Genomic DNA, 16578 nt, shown 5'->3' on the forward strand with positions numbered 1-16578 from the left:
CCACGCGCTGCCGTCCGACATGCCGATCCTCACGGCCCACATGTGGAACTGCATGGGCGCGGTCGCCGGCGGCATGACCAACGTGGTCGACATGATGTTCGACAACTGGCCGATGGCGTTCCAGCTCACCGAGGGCGCCAAGCACGGCGTGCAGTCGCCATCGGGTTACTACGGCTTCCGTGTGATGAACGGCTTCGACGAGCGCGACGAGATCCTGAAGCCGACGCCGAGCGACGCGCTGCACTACGTCGGCCATCACGTCGACCACGAGCTCGTCGAGAACATCGAGGTCGACTGCGCCGCCCGACTCCGGCGGCTCCGCGACGGCGAGCCTCGCCGCTTCCTCGTCACGATGGGCGGCGCCGGCGCGCAGCGCGACCTCTTCAAGGCCATCGTCGAGCACGCGCTCCCGATGGTGCGGCGCGACGAGGCCGCGTTCTTCGTCAACCTCGGCGACCACGCCGACAATTGGGAGTGGCTGTCGGCCGAGCTGGGTTCGCGGCGCGACGAGGTTCGCCTCATCCGCACGTGGGAGGACACCAAGGCGCTGGCCGACGACATCCGCGACGGCGACGCACACGGGCTGAACGTCTTCCTCTTCGACAACACGTTCCACGCGGTGTACTCGACCAACTACTTGATGCGCGTCGTCGACGTGCTGATCACCAAGCCGAGCGAGCTCGCGTTCTACCCCGTGCCGAAGATCTTCAACGAGCGCGTCGGCGGGCACGAAGCGTGGGGTGCGATCCGCGGTGCCGAGCTCGGCGACGGCACGATCGAGACCCGCACGATCCCGCGGACGCTCCAGGCGATCGACCTGCTCACCCACGAGCCGGATCTGCTGGAGATGTTCTGCGACTCGATCGTCAAGAACAAGCAGATCGGCATCTACGACGGTGCCTACAAGTGCGTCGCACTCGCGACGGGCACGACCTGGGAGCGTTCGGCGAGCTGACTCCCGCCCCTGGACGTACGAGTATCGTCGACGTCGACCGCCGAGGTGGGTGACGAGGGGAGGTACTCGTGAGCGACCAGCCACCGGTATCGGTGATCGGGGCCGGGGCATGGGGCACCGCGCTGGCGCGCCTCCTCGCGAGGCAGGGTGTCCCCACGCTGATCTGGGCTCGCGAGCCGGAGGTCGTCGAGGACATCCGGACCCTCCACGAGAACCGGATGTTCCTCGCCGGGATCGATCTCGGGCCCGAGCTCGATGCCACCGGCGATCTCGACGCAGCGTTCGATCACGCCGATGTCGTGGTCAACGCCGTGCCGACACAGCACATGCGATCGATTCTCGAGCGAGCCGTCGACGCACTTCGTCGGTGCGAGCTGGTGGTCACCGTGGCGAAGGGCATCGAGCTGGAGACCCTCATGATGCCGAGCGACATCCTGGAAGAGCTCGGGGTGCCGCCCGACCGGATCGTCGCGCTGTCGGGGCCGTCGTTCGCGGCCGAGGTCGCCGCCGACCTCCCCACCGCAGTCGTCGCCGCCGGCCCTGCGAGCGAGCCGGTCCGCCGGACGCGTGACCTCTTCTCGACGGCGACGTTCCGCGTCTACTCGTCGGACGACATCGTCAGCGCCGAGCTCGGCGGCGCGCTCAAGAACGTGATCGCCATCGCGGTCGGCATCTCCGACGGGCTCGGCTTCGGGCGCAACGCACGGGCGGCGCTGATCGCTCGCGGGCTGGCGGAGATCACGCGGCTCGGGGTCGCCCGCGGGAGCGAGCCGATGACGTTCGCCGGGTTGTCGGGCATGGGCGACCTCGTGCTGACCTCCACCGACGACATGTCGCGCAACCGCCGTGTGGGCCTCGCCATCGGCCAGGGCCGGAAGCTCGCCGAGGTCCAGGCCGAGATGCACGAGGTCAGCGAAGGTGTCTACACGGCGCTGTCCGCGCGGCAGTTGGCGGCCGAGGTCGACGTCGAGATGCCGATCACCGCGCAGGTCTGCGCCGTGCTCCACGAGGGCAAGGATCCGCGCCAGGCCTTCCTCGACCTCACGTCTCGCCATCTGCGCGACGAGCGCGGTTGACCTGTGCGTCGCGGCGTCAGTCGTGGCGCCAGCGCGGAATTCGTTCGACGGCGGTGTCGTCGCCGAGCTCGGCGACCAGCGGGTCGATCAGTGAGCGGCGGGCACCGTGCCATGCCACCGAGTCGAGGTCGACCGCCATCGGGAGGTCGGCGCGTCGAATCGAGAGGTCGCGACTCAGAAGGGCCTCCTCGCGGCGCTCGCCGAGCATCGCTCCCAGACGCTCGCGACCGCGCAGCTCGACCTCCCACGTGCTCGCGTCGTCGGGGATGTCCTCAAGGCGTGGGTAGCGGGCGAGCACCGCCGCGGCCGACTTGGCGCCCCAACCCGGTACGCCGGCGATGCCGTCGGAACGATCGCCGATCAGCGCGAACAGGTCGGGGATCTGTTGCGGTGCGACACCGAACTTGGCTCGGACGCCGTCTTCGTCGGTGATCACGTCGCGGATCCGGTCGAGCAGCACGACACGGTCGCCTCGGACGCACTGCGCCAGGTCGTTGTCGGTGGTGCAGATCACGACCCGGTCGACGGCAGGATCGCGGGCGAGGGCGGCGGCTCCGGTCGCCAGCAGGTCGTCTGCCTGGTACCGCCCTGCCGGCCAGAGGGTGAGGCCGAGAGCACGGACGATGTCGGCGGCCAGCGGTTGCTGCGCGCCGATCAGCGCATCGGCACCCGGTGTGCCCGACGAGGGAGCCGGCGCGACGATCGAATCGAAGGCGATGGCAGCGCGCGTGACCTCGTGTCGCCGCACCAACGCAACGAGCGTGGCGAGCAGGCCACGCGCCGCACCGACCTCGCGACCCGACGGCCCCGTGGCGAGCGGCGCGCCGTGGAAGCAGCGGAACAGCTCGAACGTGCCGTCGACCAGGTACACCGTCGCCACGCCAGGAGTCTGACCCATCCGGGACGTACGAGCGGGTAGGAGTCGATCGTCGGGCGCCACTTAGGCTCCCGACGTGGGCTCTGGCGTGGCCGAACGATGACCGTCGGGGGAGCCGACGTCGCATTGCGTGAGCGCGCCTGGTTGGTCGTGGTGCTGGTGATGGCGTCCGCCTGCGTCGCCCAGGCGTTCGGGCGGTTCACCTGGGGTGTCGTCCTGCCCGGCGCCCGCGATGACCTCCTCGACGGATCGAACACGATCGCCGGGCTGTTCGGCACGTTGAACGTCAGCGCATACCTCGTCGGCACGCTCGCCGTGTCATGGCTCGCCTCACGGCTCACGCTCGTCGGACTCGTCCGGATGGGCCTCGTGATCTCGACGAGCGCGCTCGGCGTCGCTGCGATCGCCCCGTCGGGGCCGGTGCTCGGTCTCGCACTGGCCGCGATGGGCCTCGGTGGCGCGGTCATCTGGATCCCCGCGCCCGCGATCTCGGCGCGGGCGCTGCCGCCCGCACGCGCCGGCATGGCGGTGGGTCTGATCGGCTCGGGGATCGGCATCGGGATCCTCTTCGCCGGTCAGATGTCGGCGTACCTCGAACGCCGCTCGGACCGCGATGATCTCTGGCAGACGCTCTACCGCATCGAGTTCGCCATCGCGGTCGTCGTGCTCGTCGGAGCGTTCGTCGCCCTTCGCTCGCACGGTGACCGGCCCGGAGCCGCCGGGGGGTTCGGCGGTGTCGGAGCGCTCAGGACGGTCAAGGGATGGATCCCCGTCACGGTCGCGTACGCAGCATTCGGGTTCGCGTACATCCTCGTCATCGGCTTCCTGGTCGCCCGCCTCGAAGACGACTCCGGGTTCTCGTCGGGCGAGGCCGCCACGATGTTCTCGATCATGGGCGCGTCCACGGTGGTCGGGGGGCTCTCGCTCGGACCGCTGTCGGACCGGTTCGGTCGCCGGGTGACGCTGACCACCACGTTCGTGCTGTTCGGGCTCTGCGGTCTCCTCGTGTTGACCGGACGGCAGCCGTGGGTCGCCGTCGCATCGGTCGGCGTCGGGCTGATGTTCTCGGGCATGCCGGCCCTGATCATCGCCCACGTCGTCGACCACACCGACGTCGACACGTACGGACCGGCGTTCAGCGCCGCAACCCTTGCGTTCGGCGTGACCCAGATGATCTCGCCCCAGATCGGCGGCGCGATGGCCGACGCTCTCGACTCGTTCACCTGGGTGTTCGTGCTGTCGGCCGTCGTGTCGTTCATCGGCGCAGCCTTCGCCAGCCGACTGCCCTGATCGGCTACGTCTGGTGGGCCCGAGTCACGCGAAGAACTCCTTCGTCTCGTCGGCGCGGAAGCGCATCGAGGCGATCGCTCCGATCGCCGCTGCCGCACCGAACAACACCAGCACCGGTAGGGCGACGTCGGCGATCCCGCCGGACTCGAGGAAGACCGACCGATGGCCTTCCATCGCCCAGTAGGCCGGGGTTGCCGGGGCGATCGCACGTGCCCAGCCGGGGAGTTGTTCGATCGGCACCAGCGCACCGCCGAGCCCGGCCAGCACCATCGCGCCGACGTTCTGGAACGCGCTCATCTGCTGGACCGTGCGGAAGCTGGACGCCATCAGCAGCACCAAGGCAACGACACAGCCGGCATAGCCGGTGATGACGAGCAGCGCGGCGACCGGCGAGCCGCCGTCGAAGCCGAGTCCCAACATCGCGCCGCCGGCGACGAAGACCGCGAGCTGGTAACACACGTTGATCAGGATCCATGGCATCGCGAACCCCGCAAGGAGCGAGCGTGGTCCGGCTGCCGAAGCGCGGAGCCGATCCCAGGTGCGCCAGCCGTGCTCGCGGTAGACGCTGAAGCCGGCAGATCCCGCCACGAAGAAGGCGAACAGGACGGCTTGGCCGGGCACGACCTGTTCGGCTCCTGTGGCGCTCCCGAATCCACTGTCGATGAGCGAGAGACCCATCGTGCGCTCGAAGAGCGGCATCACGGCGAGCGGCATTGCGAACATGATCAGGAGGAACCAGGGATCGTTGCGGAGGATCCTCAGCTGCAGCTTGGCGACGGCGAGCGCGGTGGTCACGAGCCCTCCGCGGTGTCGGCGCTCGATCCGATGTCGTGTCCGGTCACGGCGAGGAAGACCGTCTCGAGGTCGGGCGCCAACGACTCGACCGACACGAGCCGATGGGCGTCGTCGCCGAAGCCCTCGAGAAGATCGGCCATCGTCACATCGCCGAGTGCGTGATAGACGGAGGGGGCGGCCACGTCGACATCGAGCTCGAGATTCTCGGGGAGCGGGCCCTCCACATGGAATCTGACGCCGCTGAGTCGGTGCGACGCAACGAGCTCGTCGCGCGAGCCCCGCGCCAGGATGCGGCCCTCGTCGATGATCACGATGTCGGCGTCCAGGGCCTCGACCTCGGGCAGGTAGTGCGTCGTGTACACGATGGCGGCGCCGTCCGACGCCAGGTTGCGAACCGCCTGGATCAGCTGGCGGCGGGTCTCGACGTCAGCCCCGACCGTCGGCTCGTCGAGCATCAGCAATGCAGGCGCATGGACCAGCGCGCAGGCCGTGTGGAGGCGACGCGCCTCCCCGCCGGACAGCTTGCCGGCGCGCCGATCGAGCAGGTCGGCGAGTCCCAGCTGTTCGGCGACCTCCTCGGCCCGGCGGGACCGATGCCTCCGGTCGAAGCCGGCCAGCTCGCCGAAGAACTCGAGATTCTCGCGGACCGTCAGGACCGTGTAGATGCCGGTGCTCTGTGGTGCGATGCCGAGCAGCCTCGCCGCGGACTCCGGGTCGACGCTCGCGTCGATGCCGCCGATGTGCACCGTGCCGGCGTCGGCGGTGAGGAGGCCGGCGATGATCGACAGCATCGTCGACTTGCCGGCCCCGTTGCGTCCGAGGACGGAGACGATCTGTCCGGCCGCGACGTCCAGGTCGGCGCTGGACAGGGCCTGGATCTCGCCGTATCGCTTCGAGATGCCCTCGGCCTGCAGCATGGGCGCAAGTCTGTCACCGACGCCGCGATCGTCGGTGCGAGGTTCTTGTACAGCTCAGCTCGGTGCCCGGACGAGCATGCCGGCGTCGTGGGTTGTGGGTTGGGTGCTTCGGCGCGAAGGTGGAAGCGAGAGGGTGATCGGTCGTGACGCGCCGGGCCTCACTATCGGCGGCGGTTGCGATCGTCCTCGTCTCGGCTGCTGCGTGTGGCTCGGGCAGCGAGCAGGAGTCCACGGCGACGCGCGAGACTGAGGCGTCGACGACTGCGCCCGCATCGACGACACCTCCGTCGACGACACCTCCGCCGGGGCCGTCTGCGTTCGAGGCCGTGCCCTGCCGGTTCCAGAACACGACCGGGTTCCAGGCCGCGTGCGGCGACCTGAGCGTGCCGGAGGACCGCAGCGACACGGACAGCCCCACGATCACGCTGCACGTGGCGGTGTTCAAGGCCCTCACGTCCTCGCCGGCACCGGACCCGATCGTGTACCTCGACGGTGGCCCCGGCGTCGCAACGCTCGAGTTCGTGAGCTTCGGCTTCGACGACGTGTTCCTGCCGTACCTCCAGGACCGCGACGTGGTGTTCTTCGACCAGCGCGGCGTCGGGCTGTCCGAACCGTCGCTCGCGTGCCCCGAGGTCGTCGAGGTGACCAAGGAGATCCTCGACGTCGGCCCGACCGTCGACGAGGCCGTCGACCGTGAGCTCGAGGCCTGGGAGGCGTGCCGCGATCGGTTGCTCGCCGAAGGCGTCGATCTCGCCACGTACAACAGCGCTGCGAGCGCAGCCGACGTCGCCGACCTCCAGCGGGCGCTCGGGTACGAGAGCTGGAACCTTCTCGGGGGTTCCTATGGCAGCCGCCTGGCCTTGACCGTGATGCGTGACGCCCCGGACGGCCTCCGCGCCGCGATCCTCGACTCGGTCTATCCGCCCCACCGGAGCCTGATCGAGGAGGCTCCGGCGAGCTTCGATCGCGCCCTCGACCTGCTGTTCGAGAGCTGCGCCGACGACGGTGTCTGTGCCGTCGAGCATCCCGAGCTGCGGGAACGGCTGTTCGCGCTCGTCGACCGGCTGGACGCCGACCCGGTCGAGGTCAGCATCCTCGATGTCTTCGACGGAACCACGCTCGATGTGTCCCTCGACGGCACCGCGCTCATCTCGCTCGTGGGCTGGGGCTTGCACTCCCCGGACGACATCGCCGTCATCCCCCGCATGATCGATGAGATCGAGTTCGGCGACGACACCATCGTCTCGGAGCTCGGGTCGAACCTGTTGGCCTTGCTCGGCATCGGCTCCGGGGGGATGGCCTCCTCGGTGCAGTGCCACGAGGAGGTCCCCTTCTCGACGCCCGAGGGCTATGCGGCGGCGATCGAGCCGTTCCCGGAATTCAGCGAGTTCTTCGCCGGCCGCCTCGACGTCGGGCCCGCGGTCTTCGAGCTCTGCGAGCTGTGGCCGGCAGGCTTCGGCGGCGACATCGAGAACGAACCGGTGACCTCCGATCTGCCCGCACTGGTGCTGGCTGGGCAATTCGACCCTGCCACGCCGCCGTCGTGGGGACGGTCAGCGACCGAGACGCTGACGAACTCGTACTTCTTCGAGTTCCCTGCGATGGGGCACGGTGCGAGCTTGCACGAATGCCCCCAGTCGATGGCAGTGGAGTTCCTGCAGAATCCGACCACCGAGCCCGACAGCTCGTGCATCGCGGACATGCCGACCATCGCCTTCGCCGCCTGAACCGACCGGCACCACAGAACCCGCGACGGTGAACCCGTCGGGTCCGCAGGGGCCCGTGGTCCAGGGACCACGGGCCCTACCCGCTCGTGTTCGTTCCTCGCACGCTTGAGAGACACCGCATACCGAGGAGGCTGTCATGATCGATCGGATCGGGAGTGATCGCGCCGGCATCGTCGGCGGTGATGTCGACGAGGGCTACGGGCCGGTCGCTGACGCGTTTCGGGCCAACTTCTCCGAACGCGACGAGCTCGGTGCCGCCTGCGCGGTCTACCGCGACGGTCGCAGGGTCGTCGACCTGTGGGGCGGCTACGCCGACGGCGCGACACGACGGCGATGGTCAGAGCACACCCCGATCGTCGTGTTCTCGACCACCAAGGGCGTCGCCTCGTTGGCGGTGGCCCATGCGCACTCCCGCGGCCTGTTGGACTACGACGAACGCGTCGCCGCCTACTGGCCGGAGTTCGCCTGGCGCGGGAAGGACCGCATCACCGTGCGGCAACTGCTGTCGCACCAGGCAGGCCTTCCCGTCATCGACGTGCCGCTCACCATCGCCGATCTCGCCGACCTCGATCTCGTCGCCGCCGCCGTCGCCCTCCAGCAGCCGATGTGGCCGGCAGGGACCCGGCACGGATATCACGGGATCAGCCTCGGGTGGTACGAGGGCGAACTGCTCCGCCGGGTCGACCACCAGCACCGTTCCCTGGGCACCTACTTCGCTCAGGAGATCGCCGGTCCGCTCGGTCTCGACTTCTGGATCGGCATCCCGCCCGACTTCGACCTCGAGCGACGAGCCACGCTGGTGGGTCGCGGCCCCTGGTCGGCCTTGCTCGGTGACACACCACGCCGGCTCCTGCTCGCACTCATGAATCCCCGCAGCCCGACTCGGCGCTCGTTCGCCAACCCGAAGGACATGCTGGTCGAGACGAACCTCAACCGGCCCGACGTGCTCGCCGTCGAGATGCCAGCCGCGAACGGGATCGGCACACCACGGGCCGTCGCGGCTGCCTACAGCGCCGCCCTCGACGGTCGGCTCGGCCTGACCCGCCCGACGCTCGACGCGTTGTCGCAGCCCGCCCAGGCCCCGAGCGAGGGCCTCGAGGACGTGATCCTCAAAGAACCTGCGCTGTACTCGCTCGGCTACCTGAAACCGACCGCATCGGCTCCGTTCGGTGGCGGCGCCGATCTGGCGTTCGGGACACCCGGCAACGGAGGATCGTTCGGCTTCGCCGACCCGGAAACCGCCATCGGCTACTGCTAACGCCCCGAACCGACTCGGTACGGCCCTCCTCGACCGGCGCGACATCGCCCTGCGCAACGCCCTCTTCCGAGACGTCCTCCACGACCGGCCGCAACAGCCCCCAGACTGACCATCCGACGGACCGAGACCACGTGAACTGCCCGACGGCAGTCAGTTCTTGTACTGCTGGAGCTGGCCACCCTCGTCTGCGAGCCGGGCCAGCAGCGGCGACAGCTCCCAGTGCTCGCCGTCGAGGCGGTCGCCGTACTCGCGGATCTTCGCGACGACGTCGGCGAGCCCGATCGAGTCGGCCCAGTGCATCGGGCCGCCGCGGTAGACCGGCCAGCCGTAGCCGTTGACCCAGACGACGTCGATGTCGCTGCCGCGGATCGCGATGCCCTCCTCGAGGATCTTGGCGCCCTCGTTGACCATCGGGTACAGGCACCGCTCGAGCACCTCGTCGTCACCCACCTCGCGCTGCTCGACACCCTGCGAGACGGCGAAGTCGCGGATCAGCTGCTCGACCTCGGGGTCGGGCGTCGGGGCCCGCGTCTCGGGGTCGTAGGTGTAGTAGCCACGGCCGTTCTTCTGGCCGCGACGCCCGTGCTCGCAGAGCACCTCACGCACCGTCGAGCTCGACGACGTCTCTTCCTTCCAGCCGATGTCGAGCCCGGCCAGGTCGCTCATCGCGAACGGGCCCATGGGGAACCCGAAGTCGTAGAGCACGCGATCGACCTGGGCCGGCGTGGCGCCCTCGAGGATCATGCGATCGGCCTCGATCCGGCGCATGAAGAGCATCCGGTTGCCGACGAAGCCGCGGCACACGCCGACCATCACGCAGACCTTGCCGATCCGCTTGCCGATCGCCATCGCGGTCGCCACGATCGTGTCGCTCGACTTCTCGCCGCGAACGTTCTCGAGCAGCTTCATCACGTTCGCCGGGGAGAAGAAGTGCATCCCGATCACGCTCTCTGGGCGCGACGTGACGGCGGCGATCTCGTTGATGTCCAGCGCCGACGTGTTCGACGCCAGCATCGCGCCCGGCTTGCAGATCTCGTCGAGCTCCCTGAAGATCGACTGCTTGAGCTCCATGTCCTCGAACACGGCTTCGATCACGATGTCGCAGTCCGCGAAGTCGGCCTTGTCGGTCGAGCCGGCGATCAGCCCCATTCGCTCGTCGACCGCCTCGGGCGGGATCGAGCCTCTCGACGCCGACCGCTCGTAGTTCTTGCGGACCACGGCGAGGCCGCGATCGAGCGCCTCCTGGTCGCGCTCGACGATGGTGACCGGGATGCCGACGTTGGCGAAGTTCATCGCGATACCGCCGCCCATCGTGCCGGCCCCCAGCACGCCGCACGACTGGATGTCGAGCACCGGCGTGTCCTTGGCGATGTCGGGGATCTTGTTCGCCGCCCGTTCGGCGAAGAAGTAGTAGCGCTGGGCGGCCGACTGAGGGCCCGTCATCAGCTCCAGGAACAGCTTGCGCTCGACGGCCATGCCTTCGTCGAACGGCTGGTTGACGGCGGCCTCGATGCAGCGGATGTTGTACTCGGGGGCGAGGAAGCCCCGGGTCTTGCGCGCGATCGAGGCGCGGAAGTCGGCGAACAGCTGGTCGTTGCCGCGGACCTCGGCGACTTTGTCGTCGCGATCGCGCACCTTGACGAGCGGCATGCCCTGTTCGACGGCTTGCGTGGCGAACGTGAGCGCGGCGGCTCGCAACGCGTCGGTGTCGCCGTCGACGACCTCGTCGGCGAGCCCGCCGGCAAGTGCCTCGTCGGTGCCGATGTGGCGGCCCGAGGTCATCATCTCCAACGCCTTCGGCACGCCGACCAGCCGCGGCAGCCGCTGCGTGCCGCCCGCGCCGGGCAACAGCCCGAGGTTGACCTCGGGGAGCCCGAACTTCGCCGAGCGGAGCGCGACCCGGTAGTGCGCGCACAGCGCGACTTCGAGGCCGCCACCGAGCGCCGTGCCGTGGATCGCGGCGATGACCGGCACCGGCGCGTTCTCCATCGCCGCCTGTGCGTCGGCGAGGCTGGCCGCCTCGGGCGCGCCGCCGCCGAACTCGCTGATGTCGGCGCCTGCGATGAACGTCCGGCCGTCGCAGATCAGCACGATCGCCTGTGCGCCGTCCGCGACCGCCTGGTTCATCCCGTCGAACAGACCCTGACGGACGTGCCAGCTCAAGGCGTTGACGGGCGGGTTGTCGATGATGATCAGCGCAACGTCCGCCTCGGTCTCGAGGCGAACGGATTCGGTCAGTGCAGCCATCGTGTCAGTCAAGCAGTCGGGTCGGTCGTGCCCCGATTCCGAGCGCCCCGGCGGTGATCCATGGGTCGGGTTCGACGTTCTCCGGCCCAGCTCGTAGCGTCTGCGCCAGTACCGAGCGAAGGGAAACGGTCATGAGCGTGCAGCTGAACGAACGGGTGAGAGCCGTGGTCGACTCGGGTCGGCTCGCCCACTTCACGACGGTGGCCAAGGACGGGCGGCCCCACACGACGATCGTCTGGGTCGGCATGGCCGGCGACGAGATCCACATCGGCAAGCTCGCACCCGACCAGAAGCTGGCGAACCTGGCGCGCGACAACCGGGTGTCGCTCTCGATCGAGGCCGACGGCGAGGACATGGGCATGCAGCACTACGTCGTCGTCGAGGGCACCGCCGAGGTCACCGAGGGGGGCGCGCCGGCGCTGTTGCGAGAGTACGCACAGCGCTACATCGGCCCGGGCGCCGAGTTCCCGCCGATGCCGGATCCGCCCGACGGCTTCATCATCCGCGTCACGCCCACGAAGGTCCGCGGGCACGGGCCGTGGGACGGCCCGACATGACGCGGACGGCGCTGGTCACCGGCGCCAACCGCGGCATCGGGCGCGAGGTCTGCCGGCAGCTCGTCGCATCGGGCCTCGATGTCGTCGTGACCGGCCGCGATGCCGATCGCGTGAGCGTCGCCGCCGAGGAGCTGGGTGCTCGGGGCGAGGTGCTCGACGTCGCGGATCCGGGCTCGGTGGACGACCTCGTCGACCGGCTCGGTGGGGTGACGATCGACGCGCTCGTGAACAACGCGGTCTCGTACGACTCCTCGACCGTGCTCGGGGTCGACGACGCGACCCTCGACGCCGCCTTCGCGACCAACCTCGTCGGTCCGTGGCGGCTGATGCGGGCGTTCCTGCCGGGCATGGTCGAGCGCGGCTACGGGCGTGTCGTCAACGTGTCGTCGGGCTGGGGCTCGTTCGGGGAGGGTCTGGGCGGGCCGGCCACGTACTCGGTCACCAAGGCGGGCCTCAACGCGCTCACGGTCAAGGCGTCGCGTGAGGTGTCCGGCGACGTCACGGTCAACGCGATGTGCCCGGCCTGGGTCGATTCGGCGGGCTCGGGGAGCGGCGGCCGGCACGTCTCGGAGGGCGCCGACACGATCGTCTGGCTGCTCACCCACCCTCCCGGTGGCCCGAACGGCGGCTTCTTCCGGGACCGTACGCCGATCGAGTGGTAGCCGAGATGCGGCCTACGGGCGTGGCGGGATCGTCGGCGGCGCTTCGTTGAGCTCGTCGATCGCGAAGCCGGCGGCCTGCTTGTAGCGCGCCATGTAGGCCTCGATCTCGTCACGCGAGATCACGTCGTCGATGTCGTCGAACACGCCGCCGCACCGCTCGTCGACGACGCCGAGGATGCCCACCGGCCCGGCGCCGCGGTTGCGGAGCACGAGCTGCGAGACCGTCTCGCACAGCGCCGACTCATAGCCGAGCAGCGCCTCGGGACCGACCCCGTGCTCGCTGAGGTTGGCGCCGAGCACCCTGGCATCGACGATGGCCTGGCTGGCGCCGTTCGACCCGACCGGATACATCACGTGCGCGGCATCGCCGATCAGCGCCACCGAGCCGTCGACCCATCGATCGACCGGGTCGCGGTCGACCATCGGGTACTCCCAGACCGACTCGGTGCTCGTGATCAGCGCCGGGATGTCGAGCCAGTCGAAGTCCCAGTCCTCGAACGCCGGCAGGAACCTGTCGGTCGTCACCCGGTTGTTCCAGCCGCCGGCCTCCCACCCCTCCCCGGGGTCGAACGACAGCTCGGCGATCCAGTTCTGCAACTGCAGGCCGGTCTCGGGGTCGACGTCGTCGATGGGATAGTGGACGAACCGCTGCTCCATCGAGCCGACGAGCGTGAACGACGCGCCGGTTCGGATCGGCCGACCGGGCGCGGCGCCGCGCCACATGACCGCACCGCCCCACCGCGGCGGCCCCTCACCCGGGTGCATCTGGGCGCGGATCGCCGAGTGCAGGCCGTCGGCACCGACGAGGACGTCGCCGTGGTACTCGATCTCCGCGCCGTCCGATCGCCGCAGCAGTGTCGCCGTGACGCCGCTCGCGGTGTTGGCGTAGCGCACGGCCCGGTGGCCGGTGAGCACGACGCCGGGCCCCATGCGTTCGACGACTGCGTCGAGCAGCATCATCTGCAGCCGGCCACGGTGGACCGAGAACTGCGGCCACCGGTAGCCGGCGGCGACGCCCCGTGGCTCGGACCAGACGTCGTTGCCGTTCCGACCGACGAGCGCCCACTCCTGCGTCGCGACACCGAGCGCGGCGAGCTCTGCCGCGAGCCCGAGGTCGTACAGCTCGCGGACCGCGTTCGGCTGCAGGTTGATCCCGACGCCGAGTGGCTGCAACTCGCGGACCGACTCGAACACCACCGCACGGACGCCGATCTGGTGGCACGTCAGCGCGAGCGCGAGCCCGGCGATGCCCCCGCCGGCGATCAGCACGACCGGTCGGGCGTCGGGCGTCATCGGTGTCGCCGACCGTGCTGCGCGAGGGGTGCCATCAGGTCGGCCAGTCGACGGCCTCGAAGGCCCGCACGGTGGTCGAGCCGAACAGCCCCGCCAGCACGTACGGATCGTCGGCGATGAACGCCTCGGCGTCGGCCAGCGTGTCGGCCTCGAAGATGATCAACGTCCCGCACGGCTCGCCGTCGCCGTCGAGCAGCGGTCCGCCGACCGGATGACGCCGGCTCGAATGGTGGGCGAGATGGGCCGACCGGGTCTCGCGGCGGAGGTCGATGGACCCGGGGTGGTCGAGGCCGTGGAACACGAACAGCATGCGGCCGAGACTACGGCTCGCCGCCATGGCGGGGTGCTCAGGGGCGTATCAGGAGCGCGCGGACCCGCTCGACGATCACCGGCAGGGCGGCGGCGACCGCGGGGGAGAGGTCCTCGAACGGTCCGGTTCGCTCGATCTCGACGGCGATCACGGTCAGGCGACGGGGGAGGCGGCCGAGCAGGCGTCCGAGCTCGATCGCCTCCCCGACCCCCGCTCCGTGGCTCGAGAACAGCGTCGAGTCGACCGGGAGATGCTCGACGAGCGCGTCGATCTCGACGGTTTCGCCGGGTGCGCGGCCGCCTTTCGCGGCATCGACGATCAGCACGTCCTGGTTGCGGTGCCAGCGGGCCGCGAGGTCGGCGAGATCACCCTCGGCCACCAGCGTGTCGACGTCGTCCCCCCACCGGTGTCGAACCGCGTCCACCACCAGCGGCCCGATGGCGTCGTCGCCACGATCGCGGTTGCCGACACCGATGACGAGCGGGTGGGAGACCGGCTCGTGGCCCACAGTGACTACCGCTCGGTGACCGTCAGGCGCAGGAAGTGCGTCGAGCAGGAGATGCACGGGTCGTAGTTCCGGATCGTCTGCTCGCAGCGGCGCTGCAACTCGTCGTGGTCGAGGTCGAGGTGTGCGGCGACGAAGTGCCGGAGGTCCGTTTCGATCGTCGCCTGGTTCTGTGCCGTTGGCGGCACGATCTTGGCGGCCAGGATGCTGCCCGCCGCATCGATCTCGTAGCGGTGGTAGAGGAGCCCGCGCGGGGCCTCGGTCGCGGCCCACCCGACGCCGGCCCGGGCGGGGACCTCGACGCACGGTTGCGGGGGCTGTTCGTAGGCGTCGATGATCCGCAGCGACTCGTCGATCGCCCACAGCGTCTCGAGCGCGCGGACGACGATGCTCCGGAACGGGTTCGTGACGACGGGCCCGATCCCGACGTCGGTGGCGAGGTCGGTCACCGGGCCGGGCAGCAGGTCGTAGTTGTTGGCCCAGCGGGCCAACGGCCCGACGTGGTACCACCCACGCTCGCCGAGGCGGGCGTGCAGCGCGGTCGAATGGGCCACGTGCTCCTCGATCGAGTGCTCCTCGAACTCGGCGACGTCGATGTCGAGCCCGCGGTTGGAGACGATCCGACCCTCGTTGAGTGGGTACTCGTCGGGGTGCCGGAGCGAGACGAACTCGTAGTCCTGCGAGAGATCGGGGAAGTCGAAGCCGGCCGTCCAGCGGATCAGCTCGACGCACGTCTCTCGCGCCTCGTGGAGTTGCGGTACGAGCGCTGCGAGGTCGTCGTGGGTCGGCGCGCGGTAGAACCCGCCGAGCCGAATGTTGATCGGGTGGATCGGGCGGCCGCCGAGCACCTCCATGATCTCGTTGCCGGTCTTCTTCAGGGTGAGCAGCCGCTCGACCAGCTCGGGGTGATCGGCGGCGATCGCGATGCCCGAGTGGTACCCGAGGAAGTCGGGTGCGTGCAGGAACCCGATGTGGAGCACGTGGCTCTCGATCCACTCGCCGCAGTACAGCAACCTGCGAAGCTCGCGGATCGACCCGCCCACGGTCACACCGCAGAGCCGCTCGATCGCGTGGCTCGCGCTCATCTGGTAGGCGGCCGGACAGATGCCGCAGATGCGAGCGGTGATGTCGACCGGCTCGGTGTAGTCGCGTCCGCGCAGGAAGGCCTCGAAGAAGCGCGGTGGCTCGTAGATCTCGAGCCGGACGTCTGCGACCTCGCCGTTCGCGACCTCGACGTGCATGGCGCCCTCGCCCTCGACGCGTGCCAGCACCGGGACGTGGAGGTCGATGTCGGTCATGTCGGATCCCTTCGGTCTGCTTCTCGTTCGAACGACTGCCCCCAACCCGCGTAGCCGCGGAGGCAACGGGCGATCGCCGCGTCGGACATGCCGAGCTGCGAGAACCAGTCCGCGAGTGCGCCGGTGTTGGGGCTCTCCATCGGCCCGAAGCATCCGTAGCAGCCCCGCTGGTACGCCGGGCAGAGCGCGTTGCAGCCGCCCTGCGTGACGGGACCGAGGCACGGCGTGCCGAGCGCGACCATCACGCACGGTGTGCCGCGCGCCTTGCACTCGACGCACACGCTGGTGGTCGGCAGGCGCGCCGGACGTCCGGTCAGGAGCGCGGCGATCGCCTCGATCAGCTGGCTGCGGTCGATCGGACAGCCGCGCAGCTCGAGGTCGACATCGACGTGGTCGGCGATGGGCGTCGACGTGGCGAGCGTCGACACGTAGGACGGGTGCGCGTAGACGATGCTGACGAACTCCGCGATGTCGGCGCGGTTGCGCAGCGCCTGGATGCCGCCGGCGGTGGCGCACGCTCCGATCGTCACCAGGACCTTCGACTGCGCTCTGATGTCGTGGATCCGCTCGATCTCGTGCTCGGTGGTGACGGACCCCTCGACGAGCGACACGTCGTAGGGCCCCTCGATGAGCGCGCTCGACGCCTCGGGGAAGTAGGCGATGTCGATGTGGCCGGCCACCGTGAGCAGCTCGTCCTCGCAGTCGAGCAGGCTCAGCTGGCAGCCGTCACACGACGCGAACTTCCAGACCGCCAGCTTCGGGTTCGATCTGGTGGTCGCCGTCGGTGCCTGGTCCGCGATGACACTCACGA

General features: G+C 69.6%; 15 protein-coding genes and 1 pseudogene. 7 read left to right on the plus strand and 9 right to left on the minus strand.

The features are described from left to right. Together QNJ12_RS14285 and QNJ12_RS14290 are read left to right on the plus strand one after the other, a co-directional pair. Positions 1-955 (plus strand): annotated as a pseudogene (locus QNJ12_RS14285) (hypothetical protein); the annotation flags it as partial. Between the two features lie 68 nt (positions 956-1023). Then, on the plus strand, positions 1024-2031 hold the full coding sequence (locus QNJ12_RS14290) for an NAD(P)H-dependent glycerol-3-phosphate dehydrogenase (protein WP_300623479.1): 1008 nt from the start codon (positions 1024-1026) through the stop codon (positions 2029-2031). Positions 2032-2047: 16 nt separating this feature from the next. Here QNJ12_RS14290 and QNJ12_RS14295 read toward each other — a convergent pair whose 3' ends face one another. Further along, entirely contained in the window at positions 2048-2911 is an 864-nt protein-coding gene (locus QNJ12_RS14295; RefSeq protein WP_300623481.1) for a 5'-3' exonuclease H3TH domain-containing protein, read from the minus strand. Positions 2912-3007: 96 nt separating this feature from the next. Here QNJ12_RS14295 and QNJ12_RS14300 point away from each other — a divergent pair, with 96 nt between their 5' ends. Beyond that, entirely contained in the window at positions 3008-4198 is a 1191-nt protein-coding gene (locus tag QNJ12_RS14300) for a CynX/NimT family MFS transporter (protein ID WP_300623483.1), read from the plus strand. A gap of 24 nt (positions 4199-4222) precedes the next feature. Here the strand turns inward: QNJ12_RS14300 and QNJ12_RS14305 are convergent, their stop codons facing one another. Both QNJ12_RS14305 and QNJ12_RS14310 read right to left on the minus strand, forming a co-directional pair. After that, positions 4223-4993: an ABC transporter permease gene (locus QNJ12_RS14305; RefSeq protein WP_300623485.1), complete on the minus strand. Its 771-nt coding sequence runs from the start codon at positions 4991-4993 to the stop codon at positions 4223-4225. Continuing rightward, complete coding sequence (locus QNJ12_RS14310) at positions 4990-5910, minus strand: ABC transporter ATP-binding protein (RefSeq protein WP_300623487.1); 921 nt, start codon at positions 5908-5910, stop codon at positions 4990-4992. Before QNJ12_RS14310 ends, QNJ12_RS14305 begins: the two co-directional genes overlap by 4 nt. Positions 5911-6053: 143 nt before the next feature. Here QNJ12_RS14310 and QNJ12_RS14315 point away from each other — a divergent pair, with 143 nt between their 5' ends. Further along, positions 6054-7637, plus strand: a complete 1584-nt coding sequence (locus QNJ12_RS14315) for an alpha/beta fold hydrolase (RefSeq protein WP_300623488.1) — start codon at positions 6054-6056, stop codon at positions 7635-7637. A 136-nt stretch (positions 7638-7773) separates the two neighbouring features. Beyond that, entirely contained in the window at positions 7774-8895 is a 1122-nt protein-coding gene (locus tag QNJ12_RS14320; protein ID WP_300623489.1) for a serine hydrolase domain-containing protein, read from the plus strand. Between the two features lie 150 nt (positions 8896-9045). Here QNJ12_RS14320 and QNJ12_RS14325 read toward each other — a convergent pair whose 3' ends face one another. Further along, positions 9046-11142 carry a 3-hydroxyacyl-CoA dehydrogenase NAD-binding domain-containing protein gene (locus QNJ12_RS14325; RefSeq protein WP_300623491.1) on the minus strand — a complete coding sequence of 699 codons (2097 nt, stop codon included), beginning with the start codon at positions 11140-11142 and terminating at the stop codon, positions 9046-9048. A 131-nt stretch (positions 11143-11273) separates the two neighbouring features. Here QNJ12_RS14325 and QNJ12_RS14330 point away from each other — a divergent pair, with 131 nt between their 5' ends. After that, positions 11274-11699 (plus strand): PPOX class F420-dependent oxidoreductase, encoded by a 426-nt coding sequence (locus QNJ12_RS14330; RefSeq protein WP_300623493.1) that lies wholly within the window; start codon positions 11274-11276, stop codon positions 11697-11699. Beyond that, positions 11681-12361 carry an SDR family NAD(P)-dependent oxidoreductase gene (locus QNJ12_RS14335; protein ID WP_300623495.1) on the plus strand — a complete coding sequence of 227 codons (681 nt, stop codon included), beginning with the start codon at positions 11681-11683 and terminating at the stop codon, positions 12359-12361. Before QNJ12_RS14330 ends, QNJ12_RS14335 begins: the two co-directional genes overlap by 19 nt. 12 nt (positions 12362-12373) lie before the next feature. On the opposite strand, the gene QNJ12_RS14340 is transcribed toward QNJ12_RS14335, so the two are convergent. From QNJ12_RS14340 to QNJ12_RS14360, 5 genes are read right to left on the minus strand one after another with little or no spacing between them, the layout of a single operon-like run. Next, positions 12374-13654 (minus strand): flavin-dependent oxidoreductase, encoded by a 1281-nt coding sequence (locus QNJ12_RS14340; protein ID WP_300623497.1) that lies wholly within the window; start codon positions 13652-13654, stop codon positions 12374-12376. Between the two features lie 34 nt (positions 13655-13688). Then, a complete protein-coding gene (locus QNJ12_RS14345) occupies positions 13689-13964 on the minus strand; it encodes a YciI family protein (protein ID WP_300623499.1) in 276 nt (91 codons plus the stop codon). A 37-nt stretch (positions 13965-14001) separates the two neighbouring features. Further along, on the minus strand, positions 14002-14472 hold the full coding sequence (locus QNJ12_RS14350) for a hydrogenase maturation protease (protein ID WP_300623501.1): 471 nt from the start codon (positions 14470-14472) through the stop codon (positions 14002-14004). A gap of 5 nt (positions 14473-14477) precedes the next feature. Continuing rightward, on the minus strand, positions 14478-15767 hold the full coding sequence (locus QNJ12_RS14355) for a nickel-dependent hydrogenase large subunit (RefSeq protein WP_300623503.1): 1290 nt from the start codon (positions 15765-15767) through the stop codon (positions 14478-14480). Next, positions 15764-16576: a hypothetical protein gene (locus QNJ12_RS14360; protein ID WP_300623505.1), complete on the minus strand. Its 813-nt coding sequence runs from the start codon at positions 16574-16576 to the stop codon at positions 15764-15766. Before QNJ12_RS14360 ends, QNJ12_RS14355 begins: the two co-directional genes overlap by 4 nt. Between the last annotated feature and the right edge of the window lie 2 nt (positions 16577-16578).

It is taken from the genome of Ilumatobacter sp. (assembly GCF_030065885.1).
Classification (GTDB): Bacteria; Actinomycetota; Acidimicrobiia; order Acidimicrobiales; family Ilumatobacteraceae; genus Ilumatobacter.

What these genes read in the sequence shown, in the direction of transcription:
- QNJ12_RS14340 (WP_300623497.1), bottom strand. Translation starts at nt 13,654, where the DNA reads ATGACGCCCGACGCCCGACCGGTCGTGCTGATCGCCGGCGGGGGCATC.
- QNJ12_RS14345 (WP_300623499.1), bottom strand. Translation starts at nt 13,964, where the DNA reads ATGCTGTTCGTGTTCCACGGCCTCGACCACCCCGGGTCCATCGACCTC.
- QNJ12_RS14320 (WP_300623489.1), top strand. Translation starts at nt 7,774, where the DNA reads ATGATCGATCGGATCGGGAGTGATCGCGCCGGCATCGTCGGCGGTGAT.
- QNJ12_RS14300 (WP_300623483.1), top strand. Translation starts at nt 3,008, where the DNA reads ATGACCGTCGGGGGAGCCGACGTCGCATTGCGTGAGCGCGCCTGGTTG.
- QNJ12_RS14330 (WP_300623493.1), top strand. Translation starts at nt 11,274, where the DNA reads ATGAGCGTGCAGCTGAACGAACGGGTGAGAGCCGTGGTCGACTCGGGT.
- QNJ12_RS14310 (WP_300623487.1), bottom strand. Translation starts at nt 5,910, where the DNA reads ATGCTGCAGGCCGAGGGCATCTCGAAGCGATACGGCGAGATCCAGGCC.
- QNJ12_RS14355 (WP_300623503.1), bottom strand. Translation starts at nt 15,767, where the DNA reads ATGACCGACATCGACCTCCACGTCCCGGTGCTGGCACGCGTCGAGGGC.
- QNJ12_RS14325 (WP_300623491.1), bottom strand. Translation starts at nt 11,142, where the DNA reads ATGGCTGCACTGACCGAATCCGTTCGCCTCGAGACCGAGGCGGACGTT.